14 protein-coding genes and 2 pseudogenes are annotated in these 17,876 nt (G+C 42.0%); 7 read left to right on the top strand and 9 right to left on the bottom strand.

Annotated features, from left to right (window positions below; genetic code table 11):
* Window positions 1–141 precede the first annotated feature (141 nt).
* The gene (locus CDC33_RS11795; protein ID WP_109008644.1) at window positions 142–2,007 is read right to left on the bottom strand and encodes an ABC transporter ATP-binding protein; all 1,866 of its coding nucleotides are present in this window, start codon (window positions 2,005–2,007) and stop codon (window positions 142–144) included.
* A gap of 177 nt (window positions 2,008–2,184) precedes the next feature.
* The gene (locus tag CDC33_RS11790) at window positions 2,185–4,392 is read right to left on the bottom strand and encodes a pentapeptide repeat-containing protein (RefSeq protein WP_109008643.1); all 2,208 of its coding nucleotides are present in this window, start codon (window positions 4,390–4,392) and stop codon (window positions 2,185–2,187) included.
* Between the two features lie 83 nt (window positions 4,393–4,475).
* Between CDC33_RS11790 and CDC33_RS11785 the strand changes: the two genes are divergently transcribed.
* Window positions 4,476–6,242, top strand: coding sequence for a trypsin-like peptidase domain-containing protein (locus CDC33_RS11785; RefSeq protein WP_109008642.1), 1,767 nt, complete (start codon window positions 4,476–4,478; stop codon window positions 6,240–6,242).
* A 20-nt stretch (window positions 6,243–6,262) separates the two neighbouring features.
* Here the strand turns inward: CDC33_RS11785 and CDC33_RS11780 are convergent, their stop codons facing one another.
* Both CDC33_RS11780 and CDC33_RS11775 read right to left on the bottom strand, forming a co-directional pair.
* Window positions 6,263–6,835, bottom strand: a complete 573-nt coding sequence (locus CDC33_RS11780) for a single-stranded DNA-binding protein (RefSeq protein WP_109008641.1) — start codon at window positions 6,833–6,835, stop codon at window positions 6,263–6,265.
* A gap of 315 nt (window positions 6,836–7,150) precedes the next feature.
* Window positions 7,151–8,407: an FAD-dependent oxidoreductase gene (locus CDC33_RS11775; protein ID WP_109008640.1), complete on the bottom strand. Its 1,257-nt coding sequence runs from the start codon at window positions 8,405–8,407 to the stop codon at window positions 7,151–7,153.
* Between the two features lie 189 nt (window positions 8,408–8,596).
* On the opposite strand from CDC33_RS11775, the gene CDC33_RS11770 reads away from it, so the two are divergent.
* Together CDC33_RS11770 and CDC33_RS11765 are read left to right on the top strand one after the other, a co-directional pair.
* A complete protein-coding gene (locus CDC33_RS11770) occupies window positions 8,597–9,904 on the top strand; it encodes an ABC transporter ATP-binding protein (RefSeq protein ID WP_109012546.1) in 1,308 nt (435 codons plus the stop codon).
* 566 nt (window positions 9,905–10,470) lie between these two features.
* The gene (locus CDC33_RS11765) at window positions 10,471–10,785 is read left to right on the top strand and encodes a hypothetical protein (RefSeq protein WP_109012545.1); all 315 of its coding nucleotides are present in this window, start codon (window positions 10,471–10,473) and stop codon (window positions 10,783–10,785) included.
* A gap of 54 nt (window positions 10,786–10,839) precedes the next feature.
* On the opposite strand, the gene CDC33_RS11760 is transcribed toward CDC33_RS11765, so the two are convergent.
* Together CDC33_RS11760 and CDC33_RS11755 are read right to left on the bottom strand one after the other, a co-directional pair.
* Window positions 10,840–11,766, bottom strand: coding sequence for a phosphodiester glycosidase family protein (locus CDC33_RS11760; RefSeq protein WP_109008639.1), 927 nt, complete (start codon window positions 11,764–11,766; stop codon window positions 10,840–10,842).
* A gap of 96 nt (window positions 11,767–11,862) precedes the next feature.
* Entirely contained in the window at window positions 11,863–13,125 is a 1,263-nt protein-coding gene (locus CDC33_RS11755; protein ID WP_109008638.1) for a DUF4912 domain-containing protein, read from the bottom strand.
* Between the two features lie 482 nt (window positions 13,126–13,607).
* Between CDC33_RS11755 and CDC33_RS11750 the strand changes: the two are divergent.
* From CDC33_RS11750 to CDC33_RS11735, 3 genes and pseudogenes are all read left to right on the top strand, one after another.
* A pseudogene (locus CDC33_RS11750) lies at window positions 13,608–13,820 on the top strand (histidine kinase); the annotation flags it as partial.
* Between the two features lie 238 nt (window positions 13,821–14,058).
* Window positions 14,059–14,226 (top strand): annotated as a pseudogene (locus CDC33_RS11740) (histidine kinase dimerization/phospho-acceptor domain-containing protein); the annotation flags it as partial.
* A 239-nt stretch (window positions 14,227–14,465) separates the two neighbouring features.
* The gene (locus CDC33_RS11735) at window positions 14,466–14,849 is read left to right on the top strand and encodes a nuclear transport factor 2 family protein (RefSeq protein ID WP_109008637.1); all 384 of its coding nucleotides are present in this window, start codon (window positions 14,466–14,468) and stop codon (window positions 14,847–14,849) included.
* 60 nt (window positions 14,850–14,909) lie between these two features.
* Here CDC33_RS11735 and pyrR read toward each other — a convergent pair whose 3' ends face one another.
* The 3 genes from pyrR to CDC33_RS11720 form a co-directional block, all read right to left on the bottom strand.
* Complete coding sequence (gene pyrR, locus CDC33_RS11730; protein ID WP_109008636.1) at window positions 14,910–15,446, bottom strand: bifunctional pyr operon transcriptional regulator/uracil phosphoribosyltransferase PyrR; 537 nt, start codon at window positions 15,444–15,446, stop codon at window positions 14,910–14,912.
* Window positions 15,447–15,555: 109 nt separating this feature from the next.
* Entirely contained in the window at window positions 15,556–16,527 is a 972-nt protein-coding gene (gene cbiB / locus CDC33_RS11725) for an adenosylcobinamide-phosphate synthase CbiB (RefSeq protein ID WP_109008635.1), read from the bottom strand.
* Window positions 16,528–16,570: 43 nt separating this feature from the next.
* Window positions 16,571–17,011 carry an Rrf2 family transcriptional regulator gene (locus tag CDC33_RS11720; protein WP_109008634.1) on the bottom strand — a complete coding sequence of 147 codons (441 nt, stop codon included), beginning with the start codon at window positions 17,009–17,011 and terminating at the stop codon, window positions 16,571–16,573.
* Window positions 17,012–17,408: 397 nt separating this feature from the next.
* Here CDC33_RS11720 and CDC33_RS11715 point away from each other — a divergent pair, with 397 nt between their 5' ends.
* Window positions 17,409–17,822 (top strand): AbrB family transcriptional regulator, encoded by a 414-nt coding sequence (locus tag CDC33_RS11715; protein ID WP_109008633.1) that lies wholly within the window; start codon window positions 17,409–17,411, stop codon window positions 17,820–17,822.
* The last annotated feature ends 54 nt before the right edge of the window (window positions 17,823–17,876 follow it).

The following is a 17,876-nucleotide window of genomic DNA, read 5'->3' as shown; positions in this document are numbered from 1 at the left end:
CAGGTAGTAACTCCCCAAGCTTTTGTGTCTAGGGTAGGGGTTTCAACAGCACACTCTTGGAGTAGGTGCGATTCGTTATGCAGTGAATCACGGTAGCCAGTCTGTAAATAACTACACCAACCCACTTTAGTAATATAAACTCTACAAAGCTCGTAAATGACGATTTCGCACCCGTTCAGCACTACCAGTAGGAATTGCAGCAATTAATTTTTGCGTGTATTCTTCTTTGGGTTGTTGGTAAATGTTTTCGGCTGTGCCTTCTTCAACAATTTGACCGCGATTCATAACTAAAATGCGATCGCTCATAAATTTCACTACACTTAAATCGTGAGAAATAAAGATATAAGTAAGCTGAAAATCTGACTGTAATTCTTTGAGAAGATTTAATACCTGCGCCTGTACTGAAACATCCAGTGCTGAAACTGATTCATCGCAGATGATAAACTTAGGATTTAACGCCAAAGAACGGGCTATACAAATCCGTTGGCGTTGACCACCAGAAAATTGATGAGGATAGCGGTTCATCGCATCTGCACTCAACCCCACCCGTTCTAAAAGTTCGACTACCCGTTGGCGTCGTTGTTGCTTTGTCTTACCCACGGCGTGAATTAACAATGGTTCCATCACCGCATCTCCAATCTTCATCCGTGGATCGAGGGAACTAAAAGGATTTTGGAAGACTATTTGCATTTCTCGTCGCAGTTTTTGCAACCGTTCTCCTTTAAGGCTAGTAATATCTTGTTTTTCAAAGATAATCTGACCACTCATCGGTTCAATTAAGCGCAGCAAGGTTCTGCCAAGGGTAGTTTTACCGCAACCAGATTCTCCCACTAGACCTAGTGTTTCTCCTGGTTTGACATCAAAAGAAACGCCATTAACCGCCATGTTGTAACGTTTTGTACCACCAAACACTCCGCGTACTGGAAAACCAACTTTCAGGTTGCGGATTTGCAGCAGGGGTTCCTTTTTATTGAAGTTTGCCAATCTTGCAGCAATCTCTTCAGTAGTGACTTCTGTAGGTTGTGCGGGTTCTTTCGGCTGAATTATTACTTGTCCAGTTGCTGTCTCTTCTGCACTCATGTAGTCAGAAACGGTAAGTAGTTTTTGGGGACGGCGGTTAAGTGTGGGGCGACAAGCTATCAAACCTTTAGTATATGGATGCTGGGGACTGCTAAAAATTTGCTCGGAAGTACCAGATTCGACAACTTTACCTTTATACATCACCGCTACTTGGTCAGCAATTTCTGAAATTAGCCCCAAATCGTGGGTGATGAAAATCATTGCCATATCACGGCTCTGCTGCAATTCTCGCAACAAGTCCAAAATTGTAGCTTGCACCGTCACATCCAAAGCTGTGGTTGGTTCATCGGCAATTAAGATTAATGGGTTGCAAGAAATTGCCATTGCAATCATTACCCGTTGCAACTGACCCCCAGAAAGTTCATGAGGGTAGCGTTCCAGCATGGCTTCTTTGTGTTCTTTAACCAACTGTGCTAACTTTGATGGTTCTGGTTTCGATGAAGTTTCGATATACTGCTGTTGTATCTCCTCATCGCTAGGTAGAAGTTTAACCTCTTGTAGACCTGCGATCGCAATTTGTCGTGCTTGGCCTGCTGACACCTTTTGATGCCGCATAATCGCTTCTGTTAGCTGAAACCCAATGTCATAAACCGGATTAAGCGAACTCATCGGTTCTTGAAAAATCATGGCGATGTCGCCACCCCGGTGTAGCTGCATTTGCTCAGGAGGCAATTTTACCAAATCAATGGCGTTGGCATTCTCTTGAGGACGAAACCAGATTTCACCGCCAGTCACTATACCGGGACTTTGCAACAAACCCATCACAGCTAGAGCTGTCACTGATTTACCACTCCCCGATTCTCCTACTATTCCTAGAGTTTCACCTCGATGCAGCCCAAAGGAAATACCATCCAAAGCTCTGACAGTATTCCCATCACTGGGAAATTCAACTTGGAGATTGCGAACCTCTAGGACAGTTTCTCTCATAGGAGTTAGGTAGAAATATTAACTTAAAATTATTTGATTTTAACAATAGTTTTGATCTATATGTAAGTGAATTTGGTTTTTACACTTTTTGGCAGTTTCTCACATACTTCCACAATATACACGCATTTGCGATGTAGAACTGCTTGTGATCTCTGCAAATTGCGATCAGCTCAAACACTATGCCGGAAGTCCCAAAGCTTTTAGAATCAGTGGCAATAGTTTACTGCACGACTCGATAATGTTGGCAGTGCTTGGCAAACTCTTCAATGTTGCATCAAAGATTTTTCTAGCAGTTCGCACCAATCCTTTCTTTTTCTCCTGCTCAGGTGTTTGTTCTGCTTCTGCCAAAACTTTCACCTGCTCTAATAAATCTGCTTTATCTTCGGGAGCTAAGTCGGTATCTTCATCAACCGCTTGTTGAAGTTGGATCAGTAATTCTTTAATTCCCGGTTGAGTGGGTTCTGGAGAACTAGGTAACTGATTGAGAACGTTAGACACGCTACCGCTAATTTCACCCAAATTAATGGTTGAACCTGTAATGTCGCGTCCCACTGTAATCTTGGCCCCTGTGGAGGCATCTACATTACCACCTGCACTACTAATGTTCTGATTTTCCATAATCTCTCCAACTTGATTTTTAAAGTAGATTTGATGGCCTTGTCCTTGAAAAATCACACTTTCAGCAGAACCATCTGTGCGTTCAGCTAATTTTTGCGAGAATTGCGAGTACATATCCATTAAAACCTGGAAGTGACTATTGAGACGGGAAATCTCACCTTCCTTAGCGTCCAAAGTCAACTGATAACGAGCCTCAAAGAGTTTACGCAAGTCTTCGTAAGTTTCATTTACCCGCTCCACCACTTGTGGGCGAGAAACCCCTTCCCGATGACCAACTTTGACAATCCAAAGATCGCCGCGTTTCTCTAAACCCTGTAACTCTAGCCCTAAACTCTCATCTTCCAAACGGAATTTCTCAAATACAAAACTGAGAGATATTGGGTCAATCTCCTGCTCAAACACCAACTCATAGGAAGTTTCTAGCTTGCGAACGATCGCCTCAAACTCCCCAGGCAAAAAGTTCCGACCTAAAGGATAACGTTGGGTAGGCTCACCATCTTCAAAGTCACGGTAGATATAGTCACAAATTACGCCCTGAAAACAGGTCTGGCGATTAAAGCTCCAATCTTTTAGACAGCAACCTGTTAAATCTGCTTGGGAAAAGTCTACATCAGTAACCAGTGTCCGCACAAATGTAGCATGACGGAGGTTAGCCCCTCGGAGGTCTGCTCCATCCAAAATTGCCTCTGTAAAGTCGAAATCCTGCAACTTCACCTCTTGCAGATAGGCTCCCCGTAGGTTGGTACGAAAAAAGTTTTGGGTTATGGGTTCTCCTTTTAGCAAGGCTTGCACTTTGGGCTGATGTAAATCTAAGTAGGAATCATCTACTGTTGTGGCGTCCCAACCAGTTGTACCAGTAAAACGAGTCCTGTAGAGTTTCTTGGCCCGTAGGTCAATGTTTGCTAAGGATATTTCGCAAAAGTTGAGATGGTTCAAGTCTAGCTTGTAAAAAGAAGTGCCTCCCAAGTTAGCGATCGCTTTTCCCAGACTAAGAATTGCATCGGGTTGTCCCTGCAAACGACGGTTGTCTTGGAAAAATTGCAGTATTACTAAGGCAATCGCTACAGCCAAAACACTACTACCTAACCATCCCACTAACTCAAATACGAGACTGGGAAAAGTTTTAGCTTGCCGTATTTCCTTCAAATACTCATTGTCTAGATTACCGCTTGCAGCCTGCACTACTCCTACTGCACCACATAACAGCATGAAGCTAGTCAGCAAAAACCCGTGCAACCAGCGAAATTGTCTTTGAAAACCCATAGTCAGCAGTGAACTCGCCAAGCTCAAACCGACTACACTTAACAGAGAAGCCGCTGTCAATAGAGTGCCAATTAAAGGGCTGCCAATGATAAACAGATTCAACTTTGACGGTGATACCAATCCTACCAGCCTCAACACCACCGCTAAAATCGGCAAACCCAGCCAGCACCCAACGAATATCACTAAAATACTCTGCAACCATTGGGTACGCACCCAGTAAACAAATGCAGCTAGGATAATTACCACAATGGCGATCGTCAGATAGCGCCACCCCTGGTAATCGAATACTAGATTGAGTGCTAACATAGCTCCTGCAAACGCTGCTACCACTGCACATAAAAAGCTCAGTAGTAAGCTTAAGGAAAATATCCCCATTCGACTAGTCGCAGAAAGTCCCAGCAAACATTGGCTGAAGTCCAGTTGACTCAGCATCTCTTGAGAAACCCGCTTTCCTCGGAGATTAATCAAGCGAGGCAGGCTAGTTGGTGGTGATGCCTGATTCATTCAAGTTAAGATAATAGCGGCTTTTAATTACGTAATAACACTGACTATATACAATTAGCTTAAACTACCATTGGAAATTTCTTATGGCAAAGATTTTATTGAACAATTTATTGGGTGGAGGAGTCGGCAAGCTTGTTCGCATACTAGAAAGTATCGATTCTAAAAAAGACGAGCCTCAAGAAAAAAATATAGAGTCAACCCGCGTGTCAGGGATTCAACTGGCAGATTTGATCAATCAGCGATTACGCCGACGGTTTGAGAAAGCTAATAACCTTTATGTCTTAAACGATAATGATTTGTTACCTTTCAGTTTTTTGGAGAAAGGGCGAGACGCAGGTAAAAGTGTCTGCTGTCTAGTCCGCCGGATTAGGAAACCCGAAGACTTAGACAAATTGATCGAAGCAGCTAACAAGGAACCAATACTGCGACGAACGCTACTGAAATGGTACAACATCGACCCGGTCGCGGAGCCAGGCAAATTTAAGACTAACGATAAAGTGGTAGATTTGCCTTACGCCTCTGGGTTTATTGTTGGCGGTGACTACTTGATAACCAATCGCCATGTTGTAGATGATAAAAATTTGCTTCCTGAATTTCGTGCCGTGTTTAACTACGAAGCCAAATTCCGCCGCCAGGAAGACGACCCAGAGCTATTAGCTGGATTAGACAAGTATGAGTTTGATCCTACATTTTTGGTCACATCACTCAACACAGACCTGGATTACGTGTTGCTGAAGCTGAAGCCACTGGATGGTAAGTTTAAGGGAGTTAATCTAGCAAAAAATTTAGCAGGAGAAATCGCCCCAGAACTGACTACAAAAACCCTGACTGACTCTGCCCTGAAAGATCAGCTAGAAAAGAAATTTATAGATATTATCCAGACCAAAAACTTTATTTCCGCCGACCCAATCCACATGATTCAGCATCCTGGGGGGCGACCTAAGGAAATAGTTGTGTTTAATAATCGCCTGGTAAATTTCTATGAGAATTTTCTTGAGTATGAGACTGATGCTGAACCTGGCTCCTCTGGTAGTCCGTTATTTAATACAGATTGGCAAGTAGTTGGTATTCATCAAGCAGCACTCTTAGATGAACAAAGTGTTGAGATGAAGGTCAAAGGCTATCTAGGCATTCGGATTGATAGCATTTTGGCAGACCTGAGAAAACAAAGCTCTGATAATTCACAGTTGCAAGATTTTCTGAAAGTCCTTGACGTTGATACCACCGCCCCACCCCAGCCTAAAGTATTTATCCTTGCGGGACGACCAAGACGTTCAGTTTTAGGAGATAACTACGCAAAGCTAGAAAAAAAGGCAATGGAGAATCTGCGAGGGTCAATCATTGCACAAATGAATCATCTTGATCAAGATGTGAAGGTTGTCTCGATATCAGTAGATCCTACTAATGAATCGCAAGAAATAGCAGCCATCAAGCAGACGATACAGAATATTAACCAGCAACGCAATCCTGAACAGCAGGGTGAACTAGCAATTGAACTGCTGGTCAATAGTTCAGATACTCCTAACTCCAGACCTCGTAGCATTAAACTCTACTACAGTGCTGCCAATGACCGCGCTAATAAATTAGCAGAATCCTTGCAAACCTTTCTGAAAAAGGACAATCCATTATTCGACATTAGCGCCCTTCCTGATTCCTATACGAATACTCGTGGCTTGATGTTTTGTCGAGATGTGAATTTACCAGCAGTTGTAATTTTTGTAGGTGATTTAGCTAATGCGAGCGATCGCGCTTACCTTGAAAAGATACAACAAGATCCTGGTAATGCGTCATTGCTTGCTACCAGTCTTACCAAAGGTATTCTTAATGCCTTAAAAAGGCTGGAAAACTGATAGCATTAGTTCCTCTATGTTTAGAACGGAATATCATCTGGATCTGGTTCTTCCGCTTTCACTGTCGGATAAGTGGTTCGCTCATAATTTGTGGGTTGGGGTGCGGGTTCGTAAGTTTTCGCTTGGGGAGCAACGCCAACAGGATTTGTAGCCGGGGTAGGCGCTGGACGTGGTGACTCGTAACTGGGAGTGTCTTTTTGTGGAGGACGGGATGCTGATGGTTGTCGTGGAGCAGTTTCAGTGAATGATGGAGTTACGGTTGCTGAGGGCAATGGATCAGTATTAAAACTACCTCCAACAGGTTGAATTTGTTGCACCGTCAATTCAGCGCGTTTTTCTTTAAAACCTTCTTGACGATCAACAGTATTCATGCTTAAACGTCCTACCAGGATGACGCGATCGCCTTGGTGGTAGTTTTGCTGAATTTCTGTCGCTAAATTTCCCCAGCCGACAACTTTCAGGGTAGCTGGCGGATCTTCTGGTTTCTGGGAATTCGGAAACTGCACCAGCATTTCCGTCACTCCCAGATTATCGGCTGTATAGCGGAGTTGCGGTTCGTTAATAATTTCCACCATCAAAACGCAGCTGTTCATTAAATTACTCCTGACTGCAAAAAGTACTGATTTCAAAAGAGAAGGTTTTTCTATGTAGTGCCAATTAATATCTAGATAGGTTTAATCTTTTGCATTTTTTAATAATGTTTGAACAAATTTCCTACATCCGCTCTGAGTTTTTAGTCCTTTCTAGCATAAAAGCCAAGCGTAGGCGTAGCCCGTCGTAGACATCGCTTTGAACAGCATAGAGTCTGCTGCTCTCCACCTTCGCCTGACTAAATGAGCATTGAATTCTGTCTGGAGTAGTATAATTGTACCATCCATTCATTAAATATAAAAAGTTTTTGCCAAAAATTAAGTCTTGACATGAACTGGAAAAACACCCAAAGCAATCAACCTGCCTGGAAGGTCGCGCAAGATGGGTAAGCGCAAAAACCCAGGTGGTACAAAGGTGCGATTTGAGATGAGAATGGGGGCAAATACCCGCTTTTGGATAAAAGTTTGAAACGCCTGAATGATGCGTGTGGGCAACTCACGTTGACGCTGTACTTTTGCTAAATCGCTAAGTTGTACTTGTCCGTTTTTGAGTGGTTTGCTGAGTACATTCGCTGCGACTACAGCATCTTGAATTGCGTAGTTAATGCCAACTCCACCGACGGGGGACATTATATGGGCAGCATCACCAATAAGTAGCAAACCTGGACGATACCAACGTTTGACGCGGCTGGACTCGACCGAGAGAAAAGCTATTTGTGACCAATCATGTAAATTTTCGATGCGTTGCTGGAATTCTGACACGACTTCGACAATAGATTTTTTTAATTCCTCCAAACCCGCAGCCCGTAGTTGTTGATAACCTCCCTTGGGGATGACATCAGCAACTTGCCACTCATCACCACGGTCAAGCATGGCAATGATTTTACCTTTACCAAAGCGCCCCATTCCCCCCTCTGGGTCTTCTGGCTGACGGGGTAAGCGAAACCAAAGGACATCCATTGGTGGCGAGGTTTCGATTGACTCAAACTCACCCAGGTGGCGCAAACGTGAGTGGCGACCATCTGCACCAACTGTCACGATTGCCCGGATTTCATGCCAGCCACCGCCTCCCCGATAGCGGACACCTTGAATTACGCCATTTTCGGTAATTAATTCCTGCACATTCGCACCCATTACCAGATGGAAACTAGGATATTTTTGTGCTTCTTGGGTGATGAACTCCAGGAATTTCACCTGAGGAAGCATTGTAATGTAAGGATAGCGGGTTTTCAGATGACTAAAATCTGCCAATGTGACAGTATCTTCAGGAGTTTTAAACCTAATTTGGCGCATTTTGGTATGGGGGAGTTTTAGCAAGCGATCGCTAAGTCCCAATTCTTCCATAATTTCCATTACCGACGGATGAATCGTATCGCCGCGAAAATCGCGATCAAAGTCTTTGTGTGCTTCCAGCAGCATCACCGAAATGCTTTGACGCGCTAACAACAGCGCCAAAACTGCTCCTGCTGGGCCTCCACCCACAATGCAACAATCTGTGGTTTGTCCGTCTACAATGTCATGGACAGGGTTAATACTCGGATCTTGGGAAAGATTTTTAGGTACATCGGTAGTCATAACAACACCTTCTGATAGCCCTAAAATTTAGGATAGTTTGCTTTTGATAATGCAAGCTGTTTTTTTTACTTTTCGTATTTACATAGAACGTATATTATGATTGGCGCTAAACTGTCATTGGTCATTGGTCATTAGTCATTTGTCCAATGCCCCATGCCCCATGCCCCATGCCCAATCCCCAAATTAGTTGTGTCCCAAGTTATTTTAGAAAACGTTTATAAAAGTTTTTCCCCGCGTAAAGGGGAAGGTGTAACCTTACAAACCCAATTCCCCCTCACGCTTGAGGAAAAAACTGATGCAGCGCAAGAACGTGCGGGAAGTGTTAACGTCTTGCGGCGGATTAACCTGACGATCGCAGATGGCGAGTTTATGGTGCTGGTAGGCCCTTCTGGTTGTGGTAAAAGTACCCTGCTACGCTTAATCGCCGGTTTAGAAGTGATGACTGGCGGTAATATCTGGATAGGCGATCGCTTAATCAATGACCTACCACCCAAAGAACGCGACATCGCAATGGTATTTCAAAATTACGCCCTCTATCCCCACATGACGGTGTACGACAACATCGCCTTTGGGCTGCGCCGCCGTTTTGGGACACGGGGAGAAATTACTCCCTCATCTCCCTCATCCCCTTATCTTCGGACGTGGACAGAAAATCTCTTCGTAGGGGCGACAAGAAAATTACCGAAAGGACTGCGCTACATTTCTGATAAAGAACGGGCGGTGGATGAACAGGTACGTAGTGTTGCCCAACTGTTGCAAATCGAAACATTGCTGAATCGCTTACCCAAACAGCTATCTGGGGGACAAAGACAACGGGTTGCATTGGGACGAGCGATCGCGCGTGACCCTCAAGTATTCTTAATGGATGAACCGCTTTCTAACTTAGATGCCAAACTACGGGCAGAAACCCGCGCTCAAATTGTCAAATTGCAGCGCCAACTGGGGACAACGACAATTTATGTTACCCACGATCAAACAGAAGCGATGACAATGGGCGATCGCATTGCGATTATGTCTGAGGGTAAAATTCAGCAAGTTGCTTCTCCCTTAGAACTTTACAACCGCCCAGCCAATCTTTTTGTAGCAGAGTTCATTGGTTCACCACCAATGAATTTTATTCCTGTAGAATTTCATGCCCCACAGTTGATTACTCATTCCCAGTTTCGTTTCACCCTCCCAGAAGTTTGGGGAAGAGCTTTACAAAAATATGATCGGAAAGCTCTAATTTTAGGCATTCGCCCAGAACACTTTAACTTGAGTATGCCTGCTACCAAAAATATACCGGTACAAGTAGATTTGGTAGAAAATCTCGGCAACGATTCTTTTCTTGCAGTTAAGATTGCCGAACCTGGATCTCAAAGAGCTACTACCAGTTATCTACAAGTGCGAATACCACCAGACCGATTTGTACAACCTGGTGAGCAACTATGGTTATCGCTAACACCAGAGAAAATTCACTTTTTTGACCCGGAAACTCAGCTAGCAATATTTCCCTAAAGTGGAAGTAGGGGAGGAAGAATCTAATCATCGTTCCGCAAAGGGCCAAACGGAATCAGAATTGAGAGCGATTGTTTCAAATTGCGATCTCAAGGCAGAGCATCACAAATTTTAAAATAAATTTAATTTATCCTTTTAACAAATAAGACTATTTGCTTTTATTGCATCAATCGATTTATGCTGAAATTAGCAGAGATTTGCACTTTGAACAAGTATAAACTTGGCTTGCGATTAATACTAACCTTTGACTCAGTAATTAACTTTGCAAATCTCTAGTACAACACGGCGGAAATAAACATACCCTTCGGGTTCACTAGTCGCCTGCGGAAGGGAAACCCTCCCGCAGCGCTGGTTCACCATTTCAAATGGCGCAAGAGCATGGAATACAATTCTTTTTACTTCCGTCTTGCGGTATTAGTGCTATCAAATTTAGGTGTTTTGCCAGCAAACAAACTAATGCTAACTAAATTCCTCAAAGAAACTTTGAGAAAACAAAGGAGAACAATAATTAAATGCTAGATCAGCAGATTGATTATCCTTCCAGGCCCAAGACAAGTGCAATGATCATGAAATTTTGCCAAATCACTTTAGTGGTTTTAGTACTTTTGATAAACTTAGCAATTGCTTTCCCCTCTTGGGCAGAAAAAGAGCCTTCTTTAACTAGTAATGCTGACTACTTTCAAGTAGGGCAAAAAGTCATTTGGCTTTACAAACCTCGCGCGGATTCTAGTGATGTCCAAAGAATTCCCGCCGAAGTAGTCAAGTTAAGTTCCAAGCAAGTGCAAATCAAGGTGTATAAACATAATCACGAATTTGTCAATCGTTGGGTGAATCCAAATAAACTTGAGAATTCGCAAAAAGTTAAAGAGTCAGTATTCTAAAAAGTTGGGTATCTGAATATTGTGATTTCCACAAATAAAAGAGGATTGGTATTTTTATTTTTTGTAAATCAAAAAAACTGAACCAATCGGCCCAAAGTTTTCTACATAAGTTTTCTGGTTATAATACAATCCTGGAGACATACCGCCATCAAATAATATCGCTTCTTGAATCTTACCTAAACAGTTATTGCTAGCAATACCTTCTAGGACATTATCAAACATATCTGGCAGTAACTCTTGATTAACTTGAGATAATTCAATATCTGAATTAGCTTTCAAGTCATTAACTAATAAGATTACATAGCCTTGATTGGTAATAGCTGCCATAGAGCGATTTTTAGCATTTTTACAAGCAAATTCTCCTAAATCTTGACAAATATCTTTAAATTTACCCTGACGATAGAATCTGCCATTACCACCCACTAAATTGTAATTGAGAATATCACTTTTTCTTCTACCAGCTTGGATAGTAGCCTGTCGCTGATTGGGTGTACCTCCTGATATCCCAAAGGAAGAACGCTTATTTTTAAATACTCCTGAATACTCGACACCACGAGAAACATTTAAGCCTTGTGGTTTATCATCAGTACCTATATAGTCAGCATTAATTGCGGCAATGGGTAGCTGTCCGTTTAATTTGGCATTATCATCGCCGATGAGTTCACGAAACTGTTTTGGTACATATTCTTTACGCAGTTTCCCCGTAGAATCTTTGGCGTAGATTTTATGAGATAGACCAACATTAACTTTGAAATCTAATTCTGCTGATTTGGGATTAAAAATAATCACATTGTTAATACCTCTTTGATTTTTTTTACCTTGATTATTGGTTTTAAAAAAATCGATGCTGAACTTAGCATTTTTGCCAGGGCAAGTTTTAGATGCTTTTGGGATTGAATTTGCTTCAATCTGTTGACAACCTGATAATAAGGTTGCGCCAATTATCAAGATAAATAACAAAAATAATTTTTTTGTATACATAATAATGCAAAAAAAACCGCTATAGGATTACTATAGCGGGGAATAATTTAAAATTTCAGTCTGGAGTTTATCTCAGAGGTTGTTTGAAACCAAAACTTAAGAAAACCATTCTAAAACAGCTTCTTCTTTGGTGTTGGTATTTCTAGATGGTGTCTCACGATTAAATTTCATCTGAATTGACCGGGTTTGCTCACCATCAGCAGCTACAGCCAAGATTGGATAGTCAATTAAACCATCTTGGAAGGACATCTGGAAGCGGAATGTTCCATCTGGATTTAGCTGAATTGGACGGCCACCAATGGTTACGGTAGCATCTGGTTCGGTTGCACCATAGACGATTAACTCAGCATCGGCAATTAACCAGAACTGGCGCGGACGCACTGGTACGGCGGAAGCTGAGAAGCCAACACCTGACATTCCTGCACCGGAAGCGGTTAAGCCTGACACGGTAGGAACTGCCCACATACCCACACCAGATGGGAAAACGTAGGAGCTAATAGCTTGTTCAGGACGCGCTGAACTTGGTACTTGATGCTGGGAACCGAAGATAGAACCAGCTACCCGTAGTGATTCGGCAGATTCGGCTAAACCAAAGATTTGGTCGTAGATGGGGTTGCCATTCACAGCATTACCAGCATTGCCATTGGCGGTAGCTGCAACCTTCTTGGCAGGTGGTACGAGTTCGTACTGAGTCTTACCACGCAAATCTTCTTCAAAGTTGACAGTGATGAAGACATCCTCAATCCAGTCAGAAGGATAAACAGGAGGAATGTGTACTTTAGCAGAACGAGCGAGTACCAACCAGCGTCCATCAGCAGCACGATAACCGATATCTATCACATAATCGCGATCGCTAACTGGAACTGGCAGATACCATTCTCTAGCTAGTTCATCAGCAGGATATTCTTGAATGCTGTGGGGGCTTTGGTATTCGATATTGATGTCGGTGACATCATAAATCCGGAGTGCGAGTTGTTGTCCCCCTTGTCGGCGCAGTTCCTCTTTATGCTCATTGGGAATATCCCAGTAAGTGTAAGCCCACTGTGGATCGCGTGGTAAGAGTACAATCCGGCTTTCACCATAGCCAGAGGGCAAATCTGCGAGTCCTTCATCAACATCAGCTAAAGATCCACCAGTTCGATCTTCCTGACCTAATTCAAACTTTGCAGCTTCCACGGTTTCCTGTGCCTCCAATGAACGAGATGGACTAAGTAAATTTTTACTGCGCTGGACTTCTTGAATTGATGCCAGTAATTGTGATTTACGCATTCGGCTATACCGAGAGATGCTATATTCGCTAGCAACTTTGCGTAGTTGGCGTAAGGTCATCTCCTCTAGTGGCGGGCGTTCTTTTGCCATTATTTTGGCCTCCAGTAGTTTAAGCGGTAAATGATTTCCCCTGGTTAAAGAATGCTATATAAAATGTCATCCACTCCAGATGAATTTCTTATCCTGACTCCTGGTTTTGCCCAGTTTTTAAGGTTTTTTAGTCTGTTTTTAAATGGGGGTAACATCCAATCAATTCCTTAGTTATGCCAAAATTAGCATTTCTTTGGGATCGAGGAAGTTCTATCTGTTAAGTCAATATTAACCACTAAGCATATCTAGGGATCAAGGGGTTTTAATAGCTTTTTTGCCTGTTTCACGAATTTACAAGCCCTTCTGGGATCGCATTGTCATGTTTTCATAACATTAGTGGCTGGTTAGATGTTGAGCAATGGTAATAATGTCAATTTTTCATGACATTGGGTTTTAGGCATTGAATCCATTTCGCCGCAGCGATGGTTCTTATGCCTACATGTTTGATCGCGGTTATGTCGTTCATGACAAAATAGGTAAGCCAGTTGGCAGATCAAATAGGCATTATCTCAGCTCAAAGCCTAATCCTAGAACAAGAAACTCGGCAGAGGCGAGAACTTATCCGTTCCAATGAAGAATTGAAACAATTTGCATTTGTCGCCTCCCACGATCTGCAAGAGCCACTGCGTAAGATTAAAAGCTTTGGCGATCGCCTCAAAACGACCTGTGGCGACACGTTAACTGAACAGGCTCAACATATAACTTACATACTTGATTATTTATGTCAATGTAAGAGTTGTCATCTATGCCAAGTTAATAATTTGATTCATACTAATACAAAGGAGACGATACATAGTAAAGGGTCGAGAAACAAACGTTTGCTTCATTAGTTGAGGTTATCAAGATTCTAGTTAAATACTGGTTTGAAATTGTGAAACTGCCACTAGAACCCGTGGGAGAAAAACATGGACAACAGCCCTATCAAAGTTCTGTTCATTAGCCAGTGGTATCGCCCACGACCTAAATAATATTCTTGCCCCGATTCTGATGACAGCCCAACTGTTAGAGATACAAATCGCTGATGAGCGTTCTCGGCGATTATTGCAAATATTGATTACAAACGCTAAACGTGGGGCTACTTTAGTTAAGCAAGTATTATCTTTGCTGTCAGTGGACTAACTTCGCAGGATAAAGTTAATACAGCTTATGACATGGGTATCAAAGCCTTTTTATACAAGCCTTATACAGCTAGCCAATTATTGCAAACTATTAGTACAGTCAAAAATAATTAGGAGTTGGGCATTGAGAATTACTAATTTATTTTTCAAAGTTGAGAGTTATAATTTAGGAATTCCTAACTCTTAACTCTTCACTCTTAACTCTTCACTATTTAATTCCCCATGACTAAGGATGAAGTCTTAGCGGCTAATGCAGCTTTTTATCGAGCTTTTGAAAGAAAAGATATTGAGACAATGAGTGCAGTATGGTCACAAGGAACTGGTAGTTTTTGTATTCATCCTGGAAGTAATATACTGCGAGGTTGGAAGGAAATTCGCACCTCTTGGGAGCAGATATTTAAAAACACCGCTTATATTGAAATAAATACAGATATAATTGCTACAGAGATTACTGATAAAATTGCTTATGTTGTGTTGAGAGAAAATGTGTTCCAAGTAGTAGGTGGGAGAAGACTTGAAGCACAATCAACAGCTACAAATATATTTCAGTTCCTTGGCGAGAAGTGGTATTTAGTACATCATCACGGTAGCCCAATTTTGCGGTGAGGTTGGGGGATGGGGAGCAGGAGAGGCAGGCGAAGAAAACTAATGACTAATGACTAATGACTAATGACTAATTAACTCCACTGCATCTCGTTCATCGTAATTTTGTAAGTAAACTTTGACAACTTCTTCTTTAGCAGTAGGTAACTTTTTGCCAATAAAATCGGGGTGGATTGGTAATTCTCGATGACCCCTATCTACCAACACAGCTAAACGAATCACCTCTGGTCTACCGTAGTCGTTGACTGCGTTCAAAGCAGCGCGAATCGTCCGTCCTTTGAAAATTACATCATCTACAAGTACAACGGTTTTCCCTGTCAGGTCAAAAGGAATTTCGCTTTTTGCTGGAGTCCGCAATCCAATTTTATCGAGGTCATCTCGATAAAATGTAATGTCCAAAGCGCCGACTGACACGGCTACACCTTCGAGCGTCTCAATTTGACGCGCCAACAATTCGGCTAATAACGCACCTCTTGTATAAATACCAAGAAGCACCAGTTGAGACAAATCGCGCGTCCTTTCTACAATTTGAGAGGCAAGGCGAGTTAAGGTACGACGAATTTCTTCGGATGAGAGAATTTCAACTACTTTGGCAGACATAGTGAGTAATAAGTTAGGAGTGATGAGTTAAGGAGTTAGGAGTTTTTATTCTTAACTCCTGTACAAACGCGATTAATCGCGTCTCTAACTCCTAACTTTATATTTATCATTACCTGTTTGGAAATATTAAGAATATTGCGATCGCTATCCCTAACCATACCAAAAAACAATATCGGGTCAACTGCAAAGCATTCTGAATGGAAGTTGCACTAATGGGATAAATAGCATCTCCTAGCAGTGGTTTGTACTTAGCTACCCCGCGATACCAATTTGTACCCCCCATCTGCACGCCCAAAAAAGCAGCATAGGCGCACTCACTCCAACCAGAATTGGGACTAGGATCATTAATTGCATCCCGACGACAAATTTGCCAAATATGCATCGGTTTACCCGATAACAGCGCCAGAGTCACAACTGTTAACCGACAAGGTAGCCAAGTCAAACAATCTTCCAACCGCGCACAGAACCATCCCAAATAAGTATAGGGTGCTTCTCGATAGCCCACCATTGAATCAAGGGTACTGCTGGCTTTATATGCTAAAGCCAAAGGAGTTGGCCCCACAACTGGCACAAAGACACCAACAATTGCATAAAAAAGCGGAGCCATCACCCCATCAGTGGCATTTTCTGCAACCGTTTCTAAAACGGCTCGGTAAATTTCTGTTTGTGAGAGGTTTTGAGTATCTCGACCAACGTAATTACTTAAAATCTTCCGAGCTTTTTCTAAATCTCCTGCTGTTAAAGGTTCTAAAACAGCCACTGCTGCGGCTCGTAAACTTCTGCCTGCAAAACAACTAGCCAAAAGAATGCTATTTAGTACAATTCCCAACAACGGATGAACCAATTTGGCACTTTGAATAATCAAAAAGCCAACAAGTCCACTACCAATTATTAGGATAATACCTAGTAAAATTCCAGCTAGGCGTTGCGTTAGAGAATTTTTACACAATTGGAGAGAAAATTTGGTCAGACGAGAAATTACCCACCCCATAACTTGCACTGGATGAGGCCAATTCCAAGGATCGCCAATTAAGTAATCTAAAAGTGCAGCAATTATTAAGATATAGATGCTATTGGTCATAAGTTACGAGTCAAGGGTCAATATTTGGACTATTGACCTTTGACTAAACCACAAAACTAGCTTCTTCCCCAAGGGCAGCTTGCCAGCTACGAGCATCATAATAAAGGTCTGCCAAAGTAATACTGTATAAAGCTTCTTTGAGCTTTTGGTTGAGTCTCTGCCATAGGCTAAATGTTACCCAATCTTCAGCTTGTGCAGGTGCTGGAGTGTGATGGGGTAAAGGGCTAGTCTCGCCAACTGCTTCTAAAATTTGTCCTATAGATATTTGTGCAGGCTCTCTTGCCAATTGGTATCCGCCGATGCTACCACGAATTGATTTAACTATTGATGCACGACGCATTTCTATTAGTAGTTTTTCGAGGTAAGGAGCTGGGATATCTTGACGTTTAGCGATCGCTCTTACAGATACAGGGCCATATTTTGGCTGTAAACTCAAATCTAGCAACGCCTTCACACTATAGTGTCCTCTGGTAGTTAGTTTCATTTTGGCAAGCTTTATTGTTTGTCCTCTGTCTTATGTAAATAACCAATGGCCAATAACCAATTATCAATGGTTAAGGATCAGTTTTACTTATCATTCTGTGACACTGTTATCATCCTCAGCAAGTAAACAACTTTTCGAGCATCACTTTAGAAAACTTAAAACTTGTATAGTCTAGCAGTGATTCACTAACTATATATATATAGTTATCAGCATTGCCAGCATTATCTAAAATAGATTGTCTTAAAAATATTGGTAATAGGATAACAATTGTGCATCTGAGTGTAATATACTTGGCTAGGTTGAGATAAAAACTAAAGGATTATGTTCCTATTAGCTCAACGTCAGCTAAAATAAAATCGATTCCAACACTTCAAACATTCATTTTCGACCTAAGTTGATGCCTAAACAGAAAAAAATTGAACCCCTACTCGGTGAAGAACTGCTCAAAAAAGTCAAAGAGCTAGAGAGCGAGAGCAAAGAAGACAAAGCCAAAAAGTGTGGCTACTATACCGTTACCAAAAATGGTATAGAGCGCGTCAATATGATGAAGTTCTTAAATGCCCTAATTGATGCCGAAGGCATTCAATTGGATAGTACACCCAGTGCTAATGGGCGTGGTGGACGTAGTGCTAGCTATAGAATTAGTGTGCAATCGAATGGTAACTTGCTTATAGGTTCAGCTTATACAAAACAGATGAATCTGAAACCAGGAGATGAATTTATCATCACTTTAGGCAAAAAGCACATTCGTCTAAAACAGGTAGACCCAGAAGATCGGGAAGATGATGAAGACATAGACGCTACAGCTTAATAAATATAAATGGTCATTAGTCAATTGTCATTTGTCCTTTGTGAAAACCAATGA

Source organism: Nostoc commune NIES-4072, from assembly GCF_003113895.1.
GTDB lineage: Bacteria > Cyanobacteriota > Cyanobacteriia > Cyanobacteriales > Nostocaceae > Nostoc > Nostoc commune.
This window is presented reverse-complemented; position numbering and strand designations above follow the sequence as displayed.

Coding starts and splice junctions, on each gene's coding strand:
- CDC33_RS11795 (WP_109008644.1), bottom strand. CDS start 2,007: ATGAGAGAAACTGTCCTAGAGGTTCGCAATCTCCAAGTTGAATTTCCC.
- CDC33_RS11790 (WP_109008643.1), bottom strand. CDS start 4,392: ATGAATCAGGCATCACCACCAACTAGCCTGCCTCGCTTGATTAATCTC.
- CDC33_RS11785 (WP_109008642.1), top strand. CDS start 4,476: ATGGCAAAGATTTTATTGAACAATTTATTGGGTGGAGGAGTCGGCAAG.
- CDC33_RS11780 (WP_109008641.1), bottom strand. CDS start 6,835: ATGAACAGCTGCGTTTTGATGGTGGAAATTATTAACGAACCGCAACTC.
- CDC33_RS11775 (WP_109008640.1), bottom strand. CDS start 8,407: ATGACTACCGATGTACCTAAAAATCTTTCCCAAGATCCGAGTATTAAC.
- CDC33_RS11765 (WP_109012545.1), top strand. CDS start 10,471: ATGAAATTTTGCCAAATCACTTTAGTGGTTTTAGTACTTTTGATAAAC.
- CDC33_RS11760 (WP_109008639.1), bottom strand. CDS start 11,766: ATGTATACAAAAAAATTATTTTTGTTATTTATCTTGATAATTGGCGCA.
- CDC33_RS11755 (WP_109008638.1), bottom strand. CDS start 13,125: ATGGCAAAAGAACGCCCGCCACTAGAGGAGATGACCTTACGCCAACTA.
- CDC33_RS11735 (WP_109008637.1), top strand. CDS start 14,466: ATGACTAAGGATGAAGTCTTAGCGGCTAATGCAGCTTTTTATCGAGCT.
- pyrR (WP_109008636.1), bottom strand. CDS start 15,446: ATGTCTGCCAAAGTAGTTGAAATTCTCTCATCCGAAGAAATTCGTCGT.
- cbiB (WP_109008635.1), bottom strand. CDS start 16,527: ATGACCAATAGCATCTATATCTTAATAATTGCTGCACTTTTAGATTAC.
- CDC33_RS11720 (WP_109008634.1), bottom strand. CDS start 17,011: ATGAAACTAACTACCAGAGGACACTATAGTGTGAAGGCGTTGCTAGAT.
- CDC33_RS11715 (WP_109008633.1), top strand. CDS start 17,409: ATGCCTAAACAGAAAAAAATTGAACCCCTACTCGGTGAAGAACTGCTC.